The sequence below is a fragment of the Aestuariibacter sp. A3R04 genome, assembly GCF_018860805.1.
GTDB lineage: Bacteria > Pseudomonadota > Gammaproteobacteria > Enterobacterales > Alteromonadaceae > Alteromonas.
In genome coordinates this window covers 668,261-687,611 of record NZ_JAHKQR010000011.1, presented here as the reverse complement: position 1 = coordinate 687,611, position 19,351 = coordinate 668,261, and the positions used below count along the sequence as shown (strand labels likewise).

The window sequence follows — 19,351 nt, the reverse complement described above, 5'->3', positions numbered from 1 at the left end:
GCATTGAACATTATGGAATTATAAGTCTGTATTGGACTTTATTGGATATATAATTGGTGCGTCTACCCTGACTCGAACAGGGGACCTCTACCATGTCAAGGTAGCGCTCTAACCAACTGAGCTATAGACGCATTCAGACCTTATCAGCGATTGCTGAGAACGGCGCGTATAATAGCCGCGCCTATCATGGGGTGCAAGCAGTTTTTGTCATAAACCGTTTAAATGAATAACTTTTGGCCAGCAAAGCAAACGCCGATCAATATTAAGAAGCGACCTGAACCGCGCTATCGTTGCGGTTTCGCATTTGTGCATAACTCAACGCCCACATAACAAACCCGCCGAGAAACAGCAAAGCCGCGGCATACCCCGTCATATTAAAACTGCCTCCGGAGGTTAGTACTACGCCGCCCACCATGGGCCCAATGGCGTTGGCGGTATTAAACGCACATTGTACCAGTGCACCAATCATAGCGTGGCCTGTAGGTGAAACGTCTAACAACATAGACTGTATTACCGCGGCCAAGCCAACACTTGCCCCCAAACAAAATACACTGATATAAACCAGGTATATGTTGTGAGCGGCGAAGACGTAGAGTATGGAAATAGCAATACTACATAATAATGCAATGCCAGTGGTTGCCAGAGGCGAATGATCGGCCAGTTTACCGCACACTAAATTACCAATGGTTGTACCTATGCCAAACATCATCATAGCGATTGAAATTGTTACCTCTGGCGCTTCGGTAACGTTGATGATTGTGTCCGCAAGATAGGTATAAATACAAAACACGCCGCCAAAACCTATGAAGATAATGCCAGAGATAGACCAAATGAGCTTATTTTTTAATACGCCGAATTCTTCTTTTAACCGTGTAGGTTTTTTTACTGGGCTACTTGGTACAACGAAGTAAATGAGAAAAGTCGCAATAAACGCCATTACCGCAACAATCGCCATACACGCACGCCAACTGATATTTTGCCCAATCAAGGTTGCCATAGGCACACCCACTATGGTGGCAATCGTCAAGCCTGCAAACACTTTAGACATATAACTGGCTCGCTTACCCAAAGGCGCCATCTCAGAGGCAATCAGTAGCGCCGTACCAAAATAGGCACCATGAGGTAATCCGCTCAGCACCCGGTAGAACACCAGTTCAGGTAATGACGACGCGATAGCACTCAGCGCATTTGCAATACACATCATTGAGGCAAATAAAATTAAAGACGTACGACGGTTAGTGCGATTTGTCAGCAACATAAATAGCGGCGCACCAATAACCACGCCTATCGCATAACCGCTAATGGCATTACCGGCTTCTGATGGCGTGATCTGTAATGACTCTGCGATTAATGGCAACATGGACATAGACGAAAACTCGGTCAGTCCGAGAATAAAGGACCCCATTGCCATAATGAAAATCGGCCAAAAATGTGACCGTGTTTGTGCAGTATTGATAACTGTCATAACTACCTTTTACGTTGGAGCAGGATATAAAAAACCATCATCGTTCGCCAGGTTTCAAACGCGGCGAAATCATTGATATAGACGTATTTAAGAACGTAGGGATTTGTCGAAAGGATTATTTTTATGGTACCTGTAACCGCCACGACAAACAGTTACAGTTTTCTAATTCTATTTTTTTGCAGATTATACCGGCTAACAATCGCCCTTAAAAGCCCTTTCGAACCTGGAAAATCTGTACTCAGGGCCGGAGTACAATGAAAAGCCGTGAATCAGCGCCCCTAGCTAGGTAACAGCGTAAACGGAAGTGGTTGTATTTTATCCATAATACTGCCATCAGCAGTAATTTTCATAAAGTACTCTCCCAACCTATCCGTTTCTTCCAAAACCTGTCGCCAGTACTTTATCCGTGTGGTGGTATCCAGGTTTTTAAAATCACTTCTGTCTGGTATTTTTCCGTATGGTAGCGAGGCAACAAATGCTTTAGACGGCACCAGCATAACGACATTGTTGTAACTACTTGCGTGGGGTAAACGCCGTCTAATTCCTTTGTCAAACCACCCTGGCACAGGTGTATCGTAAAAGTGAGGGTACAAAACCAAACCATCCTGAGACCCAAAAGACAAATCGAAATGATAGTCTACTATCCCGCCATCCCGATACATTCCCTTAGGCGCCTCAAGGATATCTTCCACACCCTCCAGTACCAAAGGAATTGAGCCAGAGGCCAATAGCACTTCTTTGACGTTCACCAAACACAAGTCTGTGATCTCCGTTTTAAGATTGTAGGGATCACTTATCTCAAAGTCGCTGCCAGGCGCAGAAAATATATGCCTTGAGTAAAATGCACCCAGTGCTTTCCTACTTACGGCGTTGACTGCCGCGCTCATGGCCAGACCGAGCATCTGTGTAATTCGACCACGACTTGCCATAGCATTATAACAACGGGAGACGAATATTTGCGCTTTAAAGCGTTGGTTGTTAATTACGTCTAACGTTCCATTTTCCCCCAGTACAGCTGAAATAAGGTCCCTGGCTTTGCCGGTAATCTCATTTGCCGTGGGCTTAGCAGAATACACGGTTTCCGAGTAGTGTTTGGCCAACGCGTTAAATGCCTGCAACGGGTCATTCTGCACTGCACAAGCGGCTCTAAACGCTCCCGCAGAAGAACCAATAACCTGAACCTGACCTCCCCTGTTGTTAAACCATTCAGGAAACAGCACCCTGTCTAATCCTGCCAGCACAAACCACTTGGGCCCTCCGGATGCCCCCAAAAAATAATTAAACAACAAGGGATAAAAACCGTACTTTTTAAGTGTCGCCAGCGCGCCAGGGCCAGCGTATATATTCAGCGGCGCGGTCAATGGATATTCCTTTACCTTTAAGTCAAACTCTTACTCTACCAGCGCAGGTTTACTTTGTCATGAAGACTCACCGTATAACGCGAAGCAAGCCCCGGAGGGATCTGTCACATAAACAAATTGTGCATTGCCATGCTGCCTCACTTTCCCCATTGTGTTAGCACCTCTTTGTTTCGCCCTGTGTAGCGCATCATCGAAGTCCGATACTGTAAAATACGTTATCCACCCCTCCGGAACCTGCGCGTTGGCGCCTTGGCGACGGCAAATCCCCCCCATTACATTGCCCGCTGCATCTTTCATAATGTAATCGTTGTAACCGTCCATGTTTACTGCTTCCTTTTCCCACCCCAAAACATGCTGATAAAATGCACTGACATCATCGGCATTGGCTACGGTAAGATCACGCCAGGATTCATTTGAAGTACTCATTGTCGCCTCATCTTTCTTTTAGTGTGTCAAGGTTAACAGAGTAAAGAATTTCTTCATTTTTCTAAATATTTTTTATTTAAAAGGTAGACACGGCCTGTGGAAAATGCTTCAAAAAATACCAATGTTATCCACTGAACAATGTTTGACCGATTAAATAACATTTATAATATCAACAACCTATAACAATCACACACACTACTCAACAAACTTATCCACAGATAAAGTGGATAACACCAGGTGAAGTCTGTTGAATAATCCTTTAAAATTTGACTTCCCTTTATCAGACGCAAAATCAATGAGCAAACAAACCCTGGCTATCATCAATGAAGAATTCACCATTCATGCATTTGACCCCCATAGTGCCATACCGAGTCAAGTTTTAAACAGTCGTTTATTCTTTATTGGGAAAACAGAAGACACCCTGTCTGTCGTTGTGCCAAGTTCCGTAAACCTCGTTTCGTTAGAATCCGACAAAGGGTGGTGCGCACTGGAATTATTAGGCCCATTGGCTCTCTCCATGGTGGGCATTATGGCCAATTTAGGTGCTGTTCTAGCAAAAGCAAAAGTCAGTATGTTCATCGTCTCTACATTCGACACCGATTTCTTTTTAGTTAAAGCCGATAAACTTCAGGATGCCGTTACTGCCTTGAGAAAAGACGGCTACACCATTATTGAATGAGAAAACAGCCATGCCATGGATACACCAGCGCCCGCTAAACGCAAAGCGCGAAATCATTCTAACAGCACCTGTTAACGGCACTATCGCTGAACAAGCAGATGTGGACGCCCTTCTGGTAACAAGCGGACTTTGGGGGCCTGCTTGTTTCTTTCACTTTTCCGGGCATACGCTTTTTGCGCCAACAGATTGCAAGGTAGTTTCATTGCCCCGCAACGGATATGAAGTCACACTAAAAACCCCTTTCGGTCTAAAACTGTGGATAAGCCTGAATTTGCCAAATCGCGCTCTAATGGGTGAAAAGTGCGAGTTTGTCTGTCGAGAAGGCCAAGCGCTAAAAACCGGTGACCCAGTATTCCGTTTCCAATTAAACTGGATGAAACAGAACAACATGCCCACTACTGGCGCTTTAACCCTGGTGAATGGAAATAAATGTGCGGGATTGAGAAAAAGTTCGTTACAGAGTGTTATCGCCAATCAAGACCCGCTAGTTTATGTATATTTATAACCAGGGCTGAAATCCGTAGCGAGGGTTTATTTTCTCGTTTTACCGCTTCGGGTACACGTTTGTCCCTACCAGGCTTTGCATCGCTCAGTTAACAAAGCTAGACTGGCAGCATTTTATAACTAAGCAAAATTATTTTATGAGTACTACCCTTTATGGTATCAGCAATTGCGATACCATCAAAAAAGCAAAAAAATGGCTGGAACAACGCGGTATCGAATATACCTTTCACGACTATCGCAAAGACGGGTTAAGCGAGGAGTGGCTTAGCCAAACCGCAACCCGACTCGGTTGGGAAAACCTGCTCAACAAACGCGGTACGACGTTCCGGCAGCTTTCTGAAGAAGAGAAAACGAATTTGGATGAACGCAAAGCCCTTGCGCTTCTATTAGCCAACCCTGCGATGATAAAACGCCCGGTACTGATACACAACAGCAACTATCACCTGGCTTTTAAACCTGCACAGTACGAGGAAATTTTTGCCTCATGAGCCAAGTTATAGATGTTGCTAAAAACCTCATTAATCGGCGCTCCGTAACTCCAGAAGATGCGGGCTGCCAGGAATACATGAAAGACTGGCTTAGCGAGTCCGGATTTAGCCACGAAACCATGGTGTTTGAAGACACCACTAATTTGTGGTCCCGCCGCGGTACCCAAGCGCCTGTTTTTTGTTTTGCGGGTCATACCGATGTGGTACCAAGCGGGCCTGAAGACGCCTGGCAAACCCCGCCCTTTGAAGCCACTGAAAAAGCGGGTTACCTACACGGCCGTGGGGCCGCGGATATGAAAGGCAGTCTGGCTGCAATGATGGTTGCCACACGCCGTTTCGTAGCCGATTACTCCACACACAAAGGCAGTATTGCTTACCTCATAACCAGTGACGAAGAGGGGCCGTTTATCAATGGTACCACGCGAGTTATCGATACCCTGGAAGCGCGCAACGAAAAGATCACCTGGTGTCTTGTAGGTGAGCCCTCCTCGACCAAACAGGTGGGAGATATTGTTAAAAACGGCCGCCGGGGATCGCTCACAGGCGACCTGACAATAAAAGGTGTGCAAGGGCATGTGGCTTATCCTCACCTGGCAAAAAACCCTGTTCACGATGCTGCACCAGCATTGGCAGAACTTAGCCAAACACACTGGGATAATGGCAACGCATCTTTCCCTCCAACCAGTTTTCAAATATCCAATATTCACGCCGGTACAGGTGCAGGCAATGTTATTCCAGGTACATGCCAGGTATGCTTTAACTTCCGTTTTTCTACGGAGGTAACCGATAATCAGCTCATTGAACGGGTCATCACTATACTGGATAAACACGGCTTAGATTACGACATAAAATGGACATTTAACGGGCAACCATTTTTAACAGATAAAGGCGATTTAGTAGAAGCTACCCAACATGCTATTTGCGAAGCGACAGGGTATGAAACGCAACTTTCCACCGCCGGCGGTACGTCGGATGGCCGTTTTATCGCTCCCACTGGGGCCCAGGTCATTGAATTAGGCCCTGTCAATGCCACCATTCACAAAGTTGATGAATGCGTCAAAATGGCCGATCTGGACATGCTTGCCAATATCTACTACGGAATTCTAGTGAGACTGTTGACATGAAGTGCAACAATGCCTGGTTAGGCATCGATAACCCGTTCCTTACCGCCCTTGCCAGTGGCTTTGAACTCCATGAAGCTGTGGTTGAAGATTGGCTTGCTTTACAACAAGCAGCTCAAGCGGATGGCATTGATTGCCAACTCCTCAGCAGTTATCGCAACTTCCACCGTCAGTTACAAATTTGGAACAAGAAATGGCGAGGTGAAGCAACCCTTTTCGACAAGTACGGGGTTGCACTGGATTACCGACAGCTGGATGACAACGGTAAAATTGAAGCTATCCTCACGTGGTCAGCCTTACCCGGAGGAAGCCGCCACCATTGGGGAACAGACATAGACGTGTTCGATAAGCGAGCTGTGGAACAATGTGATAATGGCTTTGATTTAGTTGATGCCGAATATCGCTCTGGCGGCCCCTGTTACCCGTTGGCGCAGTGGCTGGATAACAACCTAAGCCGATTTGGCTTCTTTCGCCCGTTCACGGAAGATAATAACGGGGTTTCAGTAGAGTTGTGGCACTTGAGTCATGCAAAAACTGCTGCGGACTTTGAACAACAACGCAACGTGAATGCCCTTGCTGATGTTATTGCCGGTGCTGACATGGAAGGAAAAGACGCGGTGCTTAGTCGTATCGATGAACTGTACCATCGCTACGTACTTAATGAAGGTATATGATGAGTATTGGTTGGCTAATTCTAATTATTGTGCTGGCAATGGGGTTCATTATCGGCAATGTACTATTGTTGAAATCATCCTCTAAATTTCACATCCCAAAAGGCTTTCAACCGCGAAAATGGGAAGATGACGAGGGCGATTAACCCCGTCAATTACTTCACTAGTCTGCAACGCGAACGGCAGTGCCTGCTATACTCACCATGAGCATACTGCCTTTATCGCCAATAACTTGATAATCAATATCGATGCCAACTACAGCATTGGCTCCCATTGCGCGTGCTTCTTGTTCTAACTCGAAAAATGCCAGTTTCCTGGCTTTTGTCAGTTCATCTTCATACGACCCCGAACGCCCACCAACGATATCTCTGATAGACGCAAATAAGTCTTTAAACAAATTGGCGCCCATTACCGCTTCTCCCACCACAATGCCGTGATACTGAGAAATGGTTTTTCCTTCTATTGTAGGTGTAGTAGTTATGATCATATTTTTTCCTTCGTTGAAAATGCCTGTTTCAGGCGACTGACGTGTTCGTCTAGTATTGCAGGTTCATAGGGAACAGCGGGCTGTCTGCCCCACACTGGTGCGGGCCAGGCAACATCGCAATCAAAACGCACCACGTGATGAATGTGCAACTGTTTAACGATATTACCAAGTGCTGCAATATTCATTTTATCTGGCTTGTAAAGCACAGACAGTATTTCACTACACAACAGAGATTCAAACGTGTATTGTGTCATCTGCTTCTCGTCTAAATCCGTAAATTCTGTAGCACCTGCAACCCGGGGTACCAGAATAACCCATGGAAACTGGGAGTCATTCATTAACAGCACACGACACAGCGGCAAATCGGTTATAAACACCGTATCGTTGTTAAGTCTCGCGTCAAGTTCAAACATGTAAATCCTCAAGCTTAGTCGGAACCACGGTAAGCAACGCTCGTTGCCCTAAAGCCACATTAGCATTGGGAAACACAATGGCTTCGCCGTCATACTCAGCCAAATAAGCCTTCTCTCCATCTGAAGCCAAACTCTCCCCCTTGCTAAAACCAGCAAAATTTGGCGTGGACGCATCAAAATGCAAGGTGAAATTTTCTGTTGTCCTGTTTATGACCTGGTTAACCCGAAACAATTCCAGTGTGTCCTTCTGCACGGTGTATGCCACATTGCGGTCACACATCAGCGACAGTAACGCGTTTCTGGCATCATTAAATCGACACATATCATTTTGCCCGAATGGTCTCACTTTGCCCAATTCTACGGTGAAAGCATGGGCGCCGAATTGCCGAGACGAAAAATAACTGAAGGTCGTGGTGGGCGATTCAGACAAGAGTATAGTGTTGACGCCACAGGCTTGCAGAAATCCGATCTGTTCTAAACTATAGGGTTTATCATGTAAAAAAGGATAAACAGCAAACTTTTCGTTCTTCGATTCCTTTATGGCTGTGTGTAAGTCGTAGTGTAAACGCGTACTACTTGGGCTGGACAGCGCGAAGAAAGCCGCCACCGCCTCTTCCAATTGTTTCGCTCTTATACGTTCTGCATTGGGCGCTGTATCACTTTGACTGTGAGCACCACTGAATAAGCGATTCATATTTTCTTCTACAAAACGCTCAGCTATAGCCATCGCGGGTAAATTGCCAAATACAAACAACACTGGAAAAACAGGAACCAGCGCGCCGGTAAATATCTGCTTGACAAAGTTGTCACATATTTCAATGGGCGCAGTTTCGTTTCCGTGAATACCTGAGGACAATACGATGAATTTTCCGGCATCGTCGATCTCTGGTGGCATAAACTGGACAATACCGGGCGCAATAATATTGGCGCTAACACCTGATGTTAATCGGAAAGTTTGTGCATAAACAAGGTCTGGAGAAAAACGTGAAAGGTTGAGAAAATCGCCATGGGCAAGCAGTCGGCTTTGCATTGTTGTCCTGTTTTGGCAGCAAATAAATGCCGATCATATCGACTTATACGAAAAAAACAAATAATGGGCTTGTTAAACTAGCATCCTGCGTAACGGAGAGCCACCAACCATAATTTCACTCCGGGCTAAATCAATAAATACTGATAACGGCACGGCACGTGAGAAAAGATATCCCTGCCCTGTGTGTATGCCGATATCTCTAAGCAAATGCAATTGCTCAATGGTTTCAACACCTTCAGCAACAACCTCGCAGTTCTTCGCCTGCCCAATTACCTTTGCCGCTTCAATAATGGCCCGATTGACCGGATTCTCGGTTAACTCCATCACAAAGGTTTTATCAACCTTGAGTACATTAATATCGAGATCGCGAATGTACGCTAAATTAGAATAACCTTTCCCGAAGTCATCAACGGCTATTTCAATGCCTAACGCGCCCAGTTGATGCAGTTGCTTTTTTACCATCAACGAATTAGATAGCGCCACATCTTCTGTTAATTCCAATTCAAAACACGATAGTGACAACTGATATTTGTCGCGCAAGCGAATAAGTGTTGGGATGAGTTTACTATCGTAAAGTTGCGTAGGGGAAATATTCACAGATAAGGAGATTTCAACCCCCTGTTGCTTGAGATGCTTCATGCTGAGAAAAGCTTGCTCGAATGTCCAGTAAGCCAACTCGTTCATCATATTGTAAGATTCAGCCGCCTCAATGAGCGGGCCGGGGAAAAGCACACCGTCCAAAGGGTGATTCCAGCGCAACAAGCATTCGGCGCTAATAATTTTCAGGGAACGCAAATCCACTTTGGGCTGAAAATACAACTCCAGCTCATTTTCCAATAAGGCCCTTTTTAAATCCGCTTTTAACGCCAGACTGCGCCCGGTTTCAGCTTTTTCTTCCATACTCATCAAATGGAAGTTTTCGTATTTGTTTTCCTTGGCTTGTTTTAGTGCTGCCTCAGCTTTAGACACAAATGCAGTTAATTCAAACCCTTGCTGTTTACCGACAACCGCCCCCACATTAAAGTCTGCGATGAACGCGTGATTTTCATGATGCATAGGCGTTTTAAAATGTTCAACCAGGTAATTAAAGCTGGCTTGCAACTCCCCGTGTTGGGTTTTATTCGGGAAAACCAAGCCAAAAACATCACCGCTAATTCGGCCAAAATAAACGGAATCGTCAAATAATAGAATAATGCGATTTGCTATCTCTAACAGGAATTGATCGGCCACTCTAATACCAAGACTTGTAGTGACATCAGAGAAGCGCACCACGTCAACCAACATAAGCGAGAACTGCTCATAGCGGGATGCACACTTATCGATGGTATCAATAAAGGCATAACGGTTAGGTATGGTGGCTAAGCTCTTATGCAAACAACTCATCTTATTTTCCGGCGCTAAAACAACGGCTAATGTCGGTGTAACTAATAAAACATGGCCTCATGAAACGAGCAAGCGTTATTTCGTATTGCTAACTATACCTGGCTATAAATCCCGCTTGACCTCGTTTACCCCACAAAAAAGAGGTGCCTGACGGCACCTCTTGATTTCCCCTATCCTTCAGACTTACTTCACCGCACAGGAATCCAGTTTCCAAATACGTTCGACATAATCAGCAATAGAGCGGTCAGAGGTAAACTTGCCCATTTTCGCTGTATTAATAATGGCCATCTTTGCCCAGCGCTCTTTTTCTCTGTACGCTTCATCTACCCTTTTGTGGGCATCGGAGTAGGCACGAAAATCTGCTAGCACCAAATACGGGTCGCCATTGTCCAGTAGGCTCTGCTTTATAGAAACCAATGCACCAGGCTTGCCTGGCGTGAAGTAGTCAGTTTCTAGCCAGTCCAGTACTGCTTTAATCTCTGCGTCGCGATAGTAAAAATCATAGGGGTTATACCCTTCTTCTTTTAGGGCGTGAACCTCATCTACCGTAAGACCAAAGATGAAGATGTTGTCATCACCTACTTCTTCAGCAATCTCAATATTTGCACCATCTAGTGTACCTATTGTTAACGCGCCATTAAGTGCCAGCTTCATATTCCCCGTACCCGATGCTTCTTTACCCGCAGTACTTATTTGCTCTGATACATCAGACGCTGGGATCATCTTTTCCGCTAGAGAAACGCGGTAGTTGGGCAGAAAGACCACCTTAAGTTTGTCATTCACACGCCTGTCGTTATTAATTTTATCTGCCACCATATTAATGGCATAGATAATATCCTTAGCCAGTTTATATCCCGGAGCAGCCTTAGCCCCAAAAATAAACACTCTGGGGTGCATATCGTAGTCGGGGTTTTCCAACAGACGGCGATACAACGCCATTATATGGAGTAAATTAAGGTGCTGGCGCTTATACTCGTGAAGCCGTTTGATTTGCACATCAAAGATTGCATTAACATCAACGTCAATCCCCAGCGAGTTTTTTATTTCCTCTGCGAGTAGGCGCTTATTTTCCAGTTTCACCTTCATAAATTGTTTCTGGAAAGTCTTGTTATCAGCAAATTTCGCCAACCCTTCCAGCTTTTTGAGATCCGTTGGCCAATCGTCGCCAATCTTCTTATCAATAAGCTTAGACAACGCAGGATTACAAGCTTTTAACCATCTGCGTGGCGTAATACCGTTGGTAACATTGGTTAACTTACCGGGCCACAACGCATCAAATTCTGGAAACAGGTTCTGTTTTACCAATTTAGAGTGAATCTCAGCGACGCCATTAACAGCAAAAGACGCGATAACCGACAGATTACCCATTCGGACCATCTTCTCATTCCCTTCTTCGATGATCGATAGCTTGGTTTTTTTCGCGTTATCGCCGGGCCATTTTTTATCCACCTCAGCCATAAAACGATGATTAATTTCATAGATAATTTCTAAGTGACGGGGCAGAATTTTTTCAATCATTCGTGCTGGCCACTTTTCCAGTGCCTCCGGCAACAGCGTATGGTTGGTGTAGGCAAACACTTTTGTACAAATACCCCACGCTGTATCCCAATCCAGTTCCGCCCTGTCCACCAAAATCCGCATCAGTTCAGGTATGGCGATAGCAGGGTGCGTATCGTTGAGTTGAATAACGACTTGATCGACAAAGCGACTCCAATCGTCACCGTGGGCCCGTTTGTAACGACGAATAATGTCTTTTAAAGAGCAACAGCAGAAAAAGTATTGCTGGATAAGGCGAAGTTCTTTACCGGCCTCAGTTTCATCATTGGGGTAAAGTACTTTAGAAATGGTTTCTGCCTGTACATTTTCCCGCTGGGCATCAACATAACCTCCGGCGTTAAACACATCCCAGTTAAAATAATGCGATGATTCACTTTTCCACAGGCGCAATACATTTACCGTTTTACCACCATAGCCAACAACCGGAATATCCCAGGGCACCCCTTTTACAATAGAGCCAGGGTGCCATTCCTTTTGGATACGCCCATTGTCACCGTATTTGGTTTCCACATAGCCGTATAAAGAGACCTGCTGAATAGACTCTGGCCGACATATTTCCCACGGGTTCCCAAAATCTCTCCAGCTGTCGGGACGCTCGATTTGAGCGCCATTCTGAATTTCCTGGCGAAACAACCCATGCTCGTAATGAATACCGTATCCAATTGCTGGAAGCTCCATGGTTGCCAGTGAATCTATGAAACAAGCGGCTAAGCGCCCTAACCCACCGTTACCCAGAGCCATGTCAGGCTCTTCTTCCATTACATCCGCTAGCTCTACGCCCAGTTCTTTCAGCGCATCGTTTGCGACATCGTACAAGCCAAAGTTCTGTAGGTTATTTGACAACAGTCTCCCCATTAGAAATTCAGCCGAAAAATAATGCACCGCCCGGGTGTCATTCATATAGTGGGTCTTCTGCGTTTTACGCAGCCCTTCAAGTACTTGTTCCTGCATGGCCGCACAAGTTGCTTTCCACCATGCATGGTTATTGGCTTTGTTTTCGTCTGTTCCCAGGGTGCAGTGCAGATGACGGATAACCGCATCTTTGAATGCTTTTTTTGAATTTGTACTAACGACCACTGAAGACGAAGCGGTTTTCGGTGATTTGGCGTTCATATCAATTCTCACTTTGCTATGAATGGATTTATGCGGTGATTTAATAACCGCATAAAGTAATAAAATTACAAACTATCACGGTGATATGACAGGAATATAGCAATGTTTTAGACGCCTTTTTGTAATTTTTTTGTTAAAAACACAAAAAAAAACGACTTCCTTTCGGAAATCGCTCTTTTATTAACACAAAAATAACATTTATTATGCAAAATAACTACATTTGGGTTTTATTTTATAATTTTATCAACCAAGGCTTCCGCTTCTTTAATTAAGTCCTGTAAGTGACTTTCACCATTGAAACTTTCTGCATAAATTTTGTAAATTTGCTCAGTACCCGACGGTCGAGCCGCAAACCAACCGTTTTCTGTTGACACTTTGACCCCACCAATTGCAGCGTCATTGCCCGGCGCATGAGTTTGAACCGTGGTGATAGCTTCTCCGGCTAAACTGTGGTTAGTCACAACAGATTTATCCATTTCAGATAACTTTCGCTTTTCTTCAAGTGATGCTGCAACGTCTACTCGCTGATAATTAGGCGCACCAAATTTCTGAGTTAATGCCTCATAGTGCTCACCAGGATCTTTGCCGGTGACGGCCAAAATTTCAGCAGCCAGCAAGCACATGATGAAGCCGTCTTTATCTGTCGCCCAGGTCGTGCCGTTGCGCTGTAAAAAAATTCCGCCAGCACTTTCTTCGCCGGCAAAACCAATCTCATTGTCCGCCAGTCCTTGAACGAACCATTTAAAGCCAACCGGCATTTCCGCTAACTCTCTTCCTAAATCAGCGGCGACTCTATCTATCATTGAGCTCGATACAAGTGTTTTACCAATTTTCAGATCTGCCGGCCAATCGGAACGGTGTGTATAGAGATACTGAATAGCAACAGCGAGGTAGTGATTTGGATTCATCAGGCCAGAGCTGGGACAAACAATTCCGTGGCGATCAAAATCAGGATCGTTACCCCAAGCCAGGTCAAATTTTTCTTTGAGTTCAATCAAGCCCGCCATTGCGTATGCTGACGAACAATCCATACGCAATTTGCCGTCTTTATCCCGACGCATAAACCCAAACTGAGGGTCAACGATGTCGTTTACCACGGTAATATCCAGGTCATACTTTTCAGCAATACGTTGCCAATAGCCCACACCAGCGCCGCCAAGAGGATCTGTTCCGAGTTTCAGCTTTGCCTTTGCGATGGCCTGCATATCAATAACATCTGCCAGGTCATCGATATATGCTTCCATAAAATCAGCTTCCTGCACCAGCTCATCGGTCTGTGCAGCTTGAATTGACATGCGTTTTACAGCCTTGCAGTTGTCGGCGATGATCTCATTGGCCCTGTTTTGAATGACAGTAGTCACATCACTGTCTGCCGGCCCGCCGTGGGGAGGATTATACTTGAAGCCTCCATCAGATGGCGGGTTGTGAGACGGCGTAATAACAATCCCGTCAGCCAATGCTGATGAGCGATTCCGGTTATAACGAATAATGGTACGGGAAATAACCGGTGTTGGTGTGTAGCCCCGGCTGGCATTGTCTTTGCGCTGAATGACCACCTGCACCTTGTTAGCACACAATACTTCAATGGCCGTTACCATTGCAGGTTCAGACAAGGCATGAGTATCTTTACCAATATACATAGGGCCGGTAATATTTTCAGACTGCCGGTATTCAGCTAACGCCTGGCAAATTGCCGCTATGTGGACATCGGTAAACGTAGTATTCGCCGCGGTTCCTCTGTGACCCGACGTGCCGAAGCTTACTGCTTGTGCCGCTACACCAGGTTCTGGCTCGTAACAAAAGTACTGAGTAATTAACTCCGCAACATTAACGAGTTGCTCGGGTGATGCGGGTTGTCCTGCCTGGGGGTGTAATGCCATTTTTCATCCTTTCTATCGCTGGGCGTCGCATTGACGTTTGAACGTGTTACGCAAATTTTGCAATAATTGCGCCGATTGCATCTTCAGTGTATCCCAATGTTTGCAATACCTGCCTGAGCATAGCAACTTTTTTGGCCGTATTGTTGTTGGTAACAACCCAATAGTCGCTGTTCGGAATTTGTTTCGGATTCGTACTGCTACCGGTATTTAACAGTGCCTCTTTGCTCGTTGCGAAATAAATGCGGTTTTTTCCCTTTATTTCTTCCACCTTAGAAAATGCGGTTTTGTGTAAATCGTGTAGTTCAGACAGTATAAAAAGGAACTGATCGACACGTTTGGAATAATTTGCCAACGCTTTATCATTTAATCGGTTTTCAATATCACCGCTGCCGTTAACAAATGTAAATTCAGCCGCAGGTGTTCTGGCAGAAGATTGGCGTTTGGGCGCTACCGCTTTTTTGCTTTGAGTCTGAGATTTAGCAGATTGGGACGTTTTATCCACTGATGCCACCGATACTGACTCCTTCGCTATCGAAGATTCGACAGACGCGGTTTTAGTGTGATCAGCGTCTGTCATCAATAAGCGCCTGAGGATCTCAGAGGCACTTTCACCGATGTGCTTAGTCTGACTGGCGATAAACGTATAGAGTTCATCATCTATTTCTATTATTTTCATAACTTACTTCCTTAACAATCCGAATCATTATAGACAACCGCTTCTGCGAAAACAGCACTTAATCTACCGGGATTGCAGAATGGCTATAATTCCATCAAAAAAATAGCGTTGTCGGTCTATACTTAGGTATCAATTCACTAACCAATAGCCGTTGTAATATTGATACCATGAACCAATAGACTACTAAGAGCCGGGACACCATATGCGCAGCGAGTTTGAATCCATTGTTGAGGCCCTGTCCGACGTTATTATCGGCAAGCCCAATCAGCTTAAACTGGCGGTGGCCTGCATGCTCGCCAGAGGGCATCTGCTCATTGAAGATTTACCGGGAATGGGAAAAACCACATTGTCCCACGCACTGGCTAATATTTTCGGCTTGTCTTATAGCAGAATTCAATTTACCTCTGATTTATTACCGTCAGACATGCTTGGCGTAAACGTGTTTGATCAGCAAAAACACGCATTCCATTTTCATCCTGGCCCCATATTCAACGAATTGGTATTAGCGGACGAAATTAATCGAGCGTCACCGAAAACCCAGAGCGCACTGCTTGAGGCTATGGAAGAAAACCAAGTGAGTGTTGACGGCCAAACTCGCCCTCTCCCGGAGTTATTTTTTGTTATCGCAACACAAAACCCTTCATTCCAGGGAGGCACTTTTCCTCTACCAGAGTCTCAGTTGGACCGATTCCTCATGCGTATTTCACTGGGGTACCCATCGTGGGATGCAGAAAAAGCCATGCTGAAAACGACGCTGGGCCGTGAACGTCAAAATCTTGAAACAATAATGACAGGCGACACGCTAAGGCACTATCAGCAAGCCGTACAGCACGTCAAAACCAGTGACGCCGTATTAAACTACATTTTAAACCTGGTGAATGAGAGCCGAGGTAATAGTACTTATCCTCAGCCGCTTTCGCCTCGTGCCAGCAGGGCACTTCTGAATGCAGCCAAGGCTTGGGCATTTATCCACAACCGAGATTATGTCGTGCCAGAGGATGTTCAAGCTACCTTCGTCGCAGTTGCTGAACACCGATTACACACTGCTCATCAGCAAAACACCGTAGAAACCAGCCTGAGTCAGCAATTGCTGGCCAGCATTGATCCTTTGGCTGCATAGCCATGGGGGTTCGTCAAACCCTGAATGTCATGTCGGAAAAATGGCTTGAATCGCGCATACCTGCCAACTCTTCCGTCCGGTTAAACAGAAAAAATATCTTTATTTTTCCAGGTTTGTTCGGCTTTTTTTACCTCCTCATGACCGTCTGCCTGTTTGTTCTTGCAGTAAATTATCAAAACAATTTGCTACTTTTTTTGAGCCAGTGCTTATCGAGCCTTTTTCTTATCTCCCTGTTTACAGCGTATAAAAACTTCGCCCGAATAACAGTGTCGGCTCAGCAGCCCCAGCCCGTTTACGCCGGAGAAACCGCTTATCTGACTGTAAAAGCAATGGGGTCAGCACACTCCCCCAAAGGAATGCTTGAAGTGGGAATGAAAAACGACAAAAACTCCTACTATATAAACTTCGATGCGGGAGAGTCGCAGTTTGCAGTACCAATAGCAACCACCACCAGAGGGAAATGTCGCCTGCCTCGCGTGACCCTTCGCTGTGCTTATCCCTTGGGCATACTGAGATGTTGGACCCACCTGGATTTTGGTCAGGAACTTTGGGTATATCCAAGCCCTCAGGCCGCAGACAAAACCTTCAGCGAACACGATATGTCAGACGGTAATAAACGCAATACTATTCCTGGCAGTGACGATTTCTTTGCACTACATCCTTTTCAACCAGGTGATCCACTCAATAAAGTAGCATGGAAAAAAGTCGCTAAAGGTGGCGAATGGGCAAGCAAGGTATTTATCCGGCAGCAATCGGCCGTTACCTGGCTGGACATCAGCACATTGAATACCGACATCGAGACAAGCCTGTCCATGTTGTGCTGGCAAGTGAACCGTCTAAGCCGTCGGCAACACCCCTTCGGATTAAAATTAGGTGACGTTATTATTCCGCCAGCTATGGGCAAGCTTCACGAGCAAACGTGTTTAGAAGCCTTATCATTGTATCCTGGGAGTTACCCAAAATGATGCATGCCCGCCTGCCAGTAGCATCGTACCTGCCGAGTCTATTGATTGCTATTTTTTACGCTGTGATTAGTGTATCTCTGGTTGCCGATACTCATTTTTGGATTTTATTACTGTGTTTGTGCGCCTGTGTAGTAAGGCTCTTTTTATATCTGGGCTGGTACAATCACGCACCGGGGAAACGCACGGTAAATCTGCTCGCGCTGCTGGCTTCTGTGACGCTTATCACCACCAGTGAAAACATGGACGTATTGCATATCATGGTGAATTTACTGCTGTTGGCTTGTTCGTTAAAACTCATATTGTTACATCGACGCCGAGATTTTTATCAACTGGTGATCAGTGGCGTTTTTATTGTTGCATGTGGCTTCATATTCTACCAATCGTTAGCGTGGTCTCTGTTCTATATCAGTGTTTTCGCCCTGCTCATCATGGTACTGATTTCAGCGCACACTCCTGCCATGAAGCTATCACAGCAGTGCAAAAGAGCCTTAATACTTGTGCTTCAAGCTCTCCCAATAGCAGTACTACTGTTTGTGTTTTTGCCCAAAGTTCCCCCGTTTTGGAAGATGCCCGAAGGGCATTCTGGTGAAACTGGCTTATCTGAATATATGACTCCTGGAGATATTGCCGGTTTAACTAAGTCGGAAAAGCTCGCTTTTACCGCATCGTTTACCGGTGTCGTGCCCGCTCCTCAACAGCGTTACTGGCGCGCCATTGTGTTAGAAGATTTCGACGGCAATAGTTGGTTTGTCAGTGATACCCGACGCTACGCCTCTGCGCAATTACAACACATGGGTAAGCAATTTGATCCTAAGGTTAGAGGTAAACCTTTTCGTTACGAGGTAATTAGCGAACCCACCCAGCAACGCTGGCTATACGCACTGGATACCGCCATTCCAGCCTCAGAAGCAGGAAGGCGTGATATACAACAAGGTTGGAATTATCAATTAACGGCAAACCAGCCATTGTTTAGCCGCTTCGCCTACAAAGTTGAGTCTTTCCCTGACACCAAGCGGGATCAAGGCATTGCTTCTTTAGATAAACAACTAAATTTACACGTGCCAACGCAAACAAACCCGCAAACCCAGTTGTGGGCAAAAAAACTTCGCGCCCGCTATTCTGATAACCATGCCTACGCAGATGCCATCATGATGTACTTTAGGGAAAATGGCTTTGAATATACACTGGCACCATCGGCAATGTTGTACGACCCCGTCGATTCCTTTCTCTTTAACTACAAAGCTGGTTTCTGTGCCCATTTCGCCAGCGCAATGGCTTATGCTCTTAGACTTGCAGGTATCCCAGCGCGCGTAGTGTCAGGGTATCAAGGAGGTAAACAAATTAACGATACCACCATAAACGTATATCAATACGATGCCCATGCGTGGGTCGAGGCGTGGTTGGATGACAGTGGTTGGCAAACTTTTGACCCGACTACTCAGGTTGCCCCAAGCCGAATCACTGCAGGGTTTGAAGAAGCTGCGCGGTTTTCCGGTGAACTAACCGGCGAGCACCCGTTTACCGGCTTAGGCCACTTAGAAGCGTTTGCGTTTTTTAGAAATCTCTCTGCGCAAATGGATTTTTTATGGGGTAAATGGTTTTTAGGTTTTAACAGCGAAAAACAAAATGCATTTTTTACCCAATTGCTAGGCGAGCTCTCGCCGTGGAAGTTGTCATTACTGGGCGTTGCTATTGTGCTTACCATTCTTTCTGCGCTGGCACTCTACTTTTTGCCCAACTGGCGGCGCAAAAACTATCCATTGCATTACAAACTCTATATGGCTGCGACAGCGCAGCTATACCGCCAGTGTCATATTGAGCGACAGAAAAAAAGTCCCGGCGAATTACTACGCACGCTGGAAATCCAGCTGTCGCCTATCGCTCTTACACCATTTCGCGTTATTACTGCATATTTTGAATATTGTGAATATGGCGGCCCACCTGTGAGTGCAGCCGAAGCTAAAGCGGCATCGAGAGAATTTAGTAAAGCGTTAAAACAACATTCGCGTTAG

The 19,351-nt window shown here is 45.6% G+C and carries 19 protein-coding genes and 1 tRNA gene; 9 read left to right on the top strand and 11 right to left on the bottom strand.

Annotated features, from left to right (window positions below):
- Window positions 1–54 precede the first annotated feature (54 nt).
- From KO518_RS12475 to KO518_RS12460, 4 genes are all read right to left on the bottom strand, one after another.
- A tRNA-Val gene (locus KO518_RS12475) sits at window positions 55–131 on the bottom strand.
- 131 nt (window positions 132–262) lie between these two features.
- Complete coding sequence (locus tag KO518_RS12470) at window positions 263–1,465, bottom strand: MFS transporter (protein WP_216026142.1); 1,203 nt, start codon at window positions 1,463–1,465, stop codon at window positions 263–265.
- A gap of 278 nt (window positions 1,466–1,743) precedes the next feature.
- On the bottom strand, window positions 1,744–2,826 hold the full coding sequence (locus KO518_RS12465; RefSeq protein ID WP_216026141.1) for a patatin-like phospholipase family protein: 1,083 nt from the start codon (window positions 2,824–2,826) through the stop codon (window positions 1,744–1,746).
- Between the two features lie 57 nt (window positions 2,827–2,883).
- Window positions 2,884–3,252: a VOC family protein gene (locus tag KO518_RS12460; protein ID WP_216026140.1), complete on the bottom strand. Its 369-nt coding sequence runs from the start codon at window positions 3,250–3,252 to the stop codon at window positions 2,884–2,886.
- 295 nt (window positions 3,253–3,547) lie between these two features.
- Between KO518_RS12460 and KO518_RS12455 the strand changes: the two genes are divergently transcribed.
- The 6 genes from KO518_RS12455 (at window position 3,548) to KO518_RS12430 (ending at window position 6,861) form a co-directional block, all read left to right on the top strand.
- Complete coding sequence (locus KO518_RS12455) at window positions 3,548–3,931, top strand: ACT domain-containing protein (RefSeq protein WP_216026139.1); 384 nt, start codon at window positions 3,548–3,550, stop codon at window positions 3,929–3,931.
- Window positions 3,932–3,941: 10 nt separating this feature from the next.
- Window positions 3,942–4,436: a PTS glucose transporter subunit IIA gene (locus KO518_RS12450; RefSeq protein WP_216026138.1), complete on the top strand. Its 495-nt coding sequence runs from the start codon at window positions 3,942–3,944 to the stop codon at window positions 4,434–4,436.
- 136 nt (window positions 4,437–4,572) lie between these two features.
- The gene (locus KO518_RS12445) at window positions 4,573–4,923 is read left to right on the top strand and encodes an ArsC family reductase (RefSeq protein WP_216026137.1); all 351 of its coding nucleotides are present in this window, start codon (window positions 4,573–4,575) and stop codon (window positions 4,921–4,923) included.
- A complete protein-coding gene (gene dapE, locus KO518_RS12440; RefSeq protein ID WP_216026136.1) occupies window positions 4,920–6,047 on the top strand; it encodes a succinyl-diaminopimelate desuccinylase in 1,128 nt (375 codons plus the stop codon). The genes KO518_RS12445 and dapE overlap by 4 nt, the downstream gene beginning before the upstream one ends.
- Window positions 6,044–6,718: a M15 family metallopeptidase gene (locus KO518_RS12435; protein ID WP_216026135.1), complete on the top strand. Its 675-nt coding sequence runs from the start codon at window positions 6,044–6,046 to the stop codon at window positions 6,716–6,718. The genes dapE and KO518_RS12435 overlap by 4 nt, the downstream gene beginning before the upstream one ends.
- Window positions 6,715–6,861, top strand: coding sequence for a DUF2897 family protein (locus tag KO518_RS12430; protein ID WP_252736109.1), 147 nt, complete (start codon window positions 6,715–6,717; stop codon window positions 6,859–6,861). The genes KO518_RS12435 and KO518_RS12430 overlap by 4 nt, the downstream gene beginning before the upstream one ends.
- A 17-nt stretch (window positions 6,862–6,878) precedes the next feature.
- On the opposite strand, the gene KO518_RS12425 is transcribed toward KO518_RS12430, so the two are convergent.
- The 7 genes from KO518_RS12425 to seqA form a co-directional block, all read right to left on the bottom strand.
- Window positions 6,879–7,202: a heavy metal-binding domain-containing protein gene (locus KO518_RS12425; RefSeq protein ID WP_216026134.1), complete on the bottom strand. Its 324-nt coding sequence runs from the start codon at window positions 7,200–7,202 to the stop codon at window positions 6,879–6,881.
- Window positions 7,199–7,615 (bottom strand): HIT domain-containing protein, encoded by a 417-nt coding sequence (locus KO518_RS12420; RefSeq protein ID WP_216026133.1) that lies wholly within the window; start codon window positions 7,613–7,615, stop codon window positions 7,199–7,201. The genes KO518_RS12425 and KO518_RS12420 overlap by 4 nt, the downstream gene beginning before the upstream one ends.
- Entirely contained in the window at window positions 7,608–8,645 is a 1,038-nt protein-coding gene (gene astE, locus KO518_RS12415; protein ID WP_216026132.1) for a succinylglutamate desuccinylase, read from the bottom strand. Before astE ends, KO518_RS12420 begins: the two co-directional genes overlap by 8 nt.
- 72 nt (window positions 8,646–8,717) lie before the next feature.
- A complete protein-coding gene (locus KO518_RS12410) occupies window positions 8,718–10,028 on the bottom strand; it encodes a bifunctional diguanylate cyclase/phosphodiesterase (protein ID WP_216026131.1) in 1,311 nt (436 codons plus the stop codon).
- A 183-nt stretch (window positions 10,029–10,211) separates the two neighbouring features.
- Window positions 10,212–12,698 carry a glycogen/starch/alpha-glucan phosphorylase gene (locus KO518_RS12405; RefSeq protein ID WP_216026130.1) on the bottom strand — a complete coding sequence of 829 codons (2,487 nt, stop codon included), beginning with the start codon at window positions 12,696–12,698 and terminating at the stop codon, window positions 10,212–10,214.
- A gap of 227 nt (window positions 12,699–12,925) precedes the next feature.
- The gene (gene pgm / locus KO518_RS12400) at window positions 12,926–14,578 is read right to left on the bottom strand and encodes a phosphoglucomutase (alpha-D-glucose-1,6-bisphosphate-dependent) (RefSeq protein ID WP_216026129.1); all 1,653 of its coding nucleotides are present in this window, start codon (window positions 14,576–14,578) and stop codon (window positions 12,926–12,928) included.
- A 46-nt stretch (window positions 14,579–14,624) separates the two neighbouring features.
- Window positions 14,625–15,254, bottom strand: coding sequence for a replication initiation negative regulator SeqA (gene seqA / locus KO518_RS12395; protein WP_216026128.1), 630 nt, complete (start codon window positions 15,252–15,254; stop codon window positions 14,625–14,627).
- A gap of 202 nt (window positions 15,255–15,456) precedes the next feature.
- On the opposite strand from seqA, the gene KO518_RS12390 reads away from it, so the two are divergent.
- From KO518_RS12390 to KO518_RS12380, 3 genes are all read left to right on the top strand, one after another.
- Window positions 15,457–16,374, top strand: coding sequence for a MoxR family ATPase (locus tag KO518_RS12390; RefSeq protein WP_216026127.1), 918 nt, complete (start codon window positions 15,457–15,459; stop codon window positions 16,372–16,374).
- Window positions 16,375–16,640: 266 nt separating this feature from the next.
- Window positions 16,641–17,339, top strand: a complete 699-nt coding sequence (locus KO518_RS20250) for a DUF58 domain-containing protein (protein WP_216026126.1) — start codon at window positions 16,641–16,643, stop codon at window positions 17,337–17,339.
- Window positions 17,336–19,351 (top strand): DUF3488 and transglutaminase-like domain-containing protein, encoded by a 2,016-nt coding sequence (locus KO518_RS12380; RefSeq protein ID WP_216026125.1) that lies wholly within the window; start codon window positions 17,336–17,338, stop codon window positions 19,349–19,351. Before KO518_RS20250 ends, KO518_RS12380 begins: the two co-directional genes overlap by 4 nt.

Coding starts and splice junctions, on each gene's coding strand:
- KO518_RS12470 (WP_216026142.1), bottom strand. CDS start 1,465: ATGACAGTTATCAATACTGCACAAACACGGTCACATTTTTGGCCGATT.
- KO518_RS12460 (WP_216026140.1), bottom strand. CDS start 3,252: ATGAGTACTTCAAATGAATCCTGGCGTGATCTTACCGTAGCCAATGCC.
- KO518_RS12455 (WP_216026139.1), top strand. CDS start 3,548: ATGAGCAAACAAACCCTGGCTATCATCAATGAAGAATTCACCATTCAT.
- KO518_RS12450 (WP_216026138.1), top strand. CDS start 3,942: ATGCCATGGATACACCAGCGCCCGCTAAACGCAAAGCGCGAAATCATT.
- KO518_RS12445 (WP_216026137.1), top strand. CDS start 4,573: ATGAGTACTACCCTTTATGGTATCAGCAATTGCGATACCATCAAAAAA.
- dapE (WP_216026136.1), top strand. CDS start 4,920: ATGAGCCAAGTTATAGATGTTGCTAAAAACCTCATTAATCGGCGCTCC.
- KO518_RS12435 (WP_216026135.1), top strand. CDS start 6,044: ATGAAGTGCAACAATGCCTGGTTAGGCATCGATAACCCGTTCCTTACC.
- KO518_RS12430 (WP_252736109.1), top strand. CDS start 6,715: ATGATGAGTATTGGTTGGCTAATTCTAATTATTGTGCTGGCAATGGGG.
- KO518_RS12425 (WP_216026134.1), bottom strand. CDS start 7,202: ATGATCATAACTACTACACCTACAATAGAAGGAAAAACCATTTCTCAG.
- KO518_RS12420 (WP_216026133.1), bottom strand. CDS start 7,615: ATGTTTGAACTTGACGCGAGACTTAACAACGATACGGTGTTTATAACC.
- astE (WP_216026132.1), bottom strand. CDS start 8,645: ATGCAAAGCCGACTGCTTGCCCATGGCGATTTTCTCAACCTTTCACGT.
- KO518_RS12410 (WP_216026131.1), bottom strand. CDS start 10,028: ATGAGTTGTTTGCATAAGAGCTTAGCCACCATACCTAACCGTTATGCC.
- KO518_RS12405 (WP_216026130.1), bottom strand. CDS start 12,698: ATGAACGCCAAATCACCGAAAACCGCTTCGTCTTCAGTGGTCGTTAGT.
- pgm (WP_216026129.1), bottom strand. CDS start 14,578: ATGGCATTACACCCCCAGGCAGGACAACCCGCATCACCCGAGCAACTC.
- seqA (WP_216026128.1), bottom strand. CDS start 15,254: ATGAAAATAATAGAAATAGATGATGAACTCTATACGTTTATCGCCAGT.
- KO518_RS12390 (WP_216026127.1), top strand. CDS start 15,457: ATGCGCAGCGAGTTTGAATCCATTGTTGAGGCCCTGTCCGACGTTATT.
- KO518_RS12380 (WP_216026125.1), top strand. CDS start 17,336: ATGATGCATGCCCGCCTGCCAGTAGCATCGTACCTGCCGAGTCTATTG.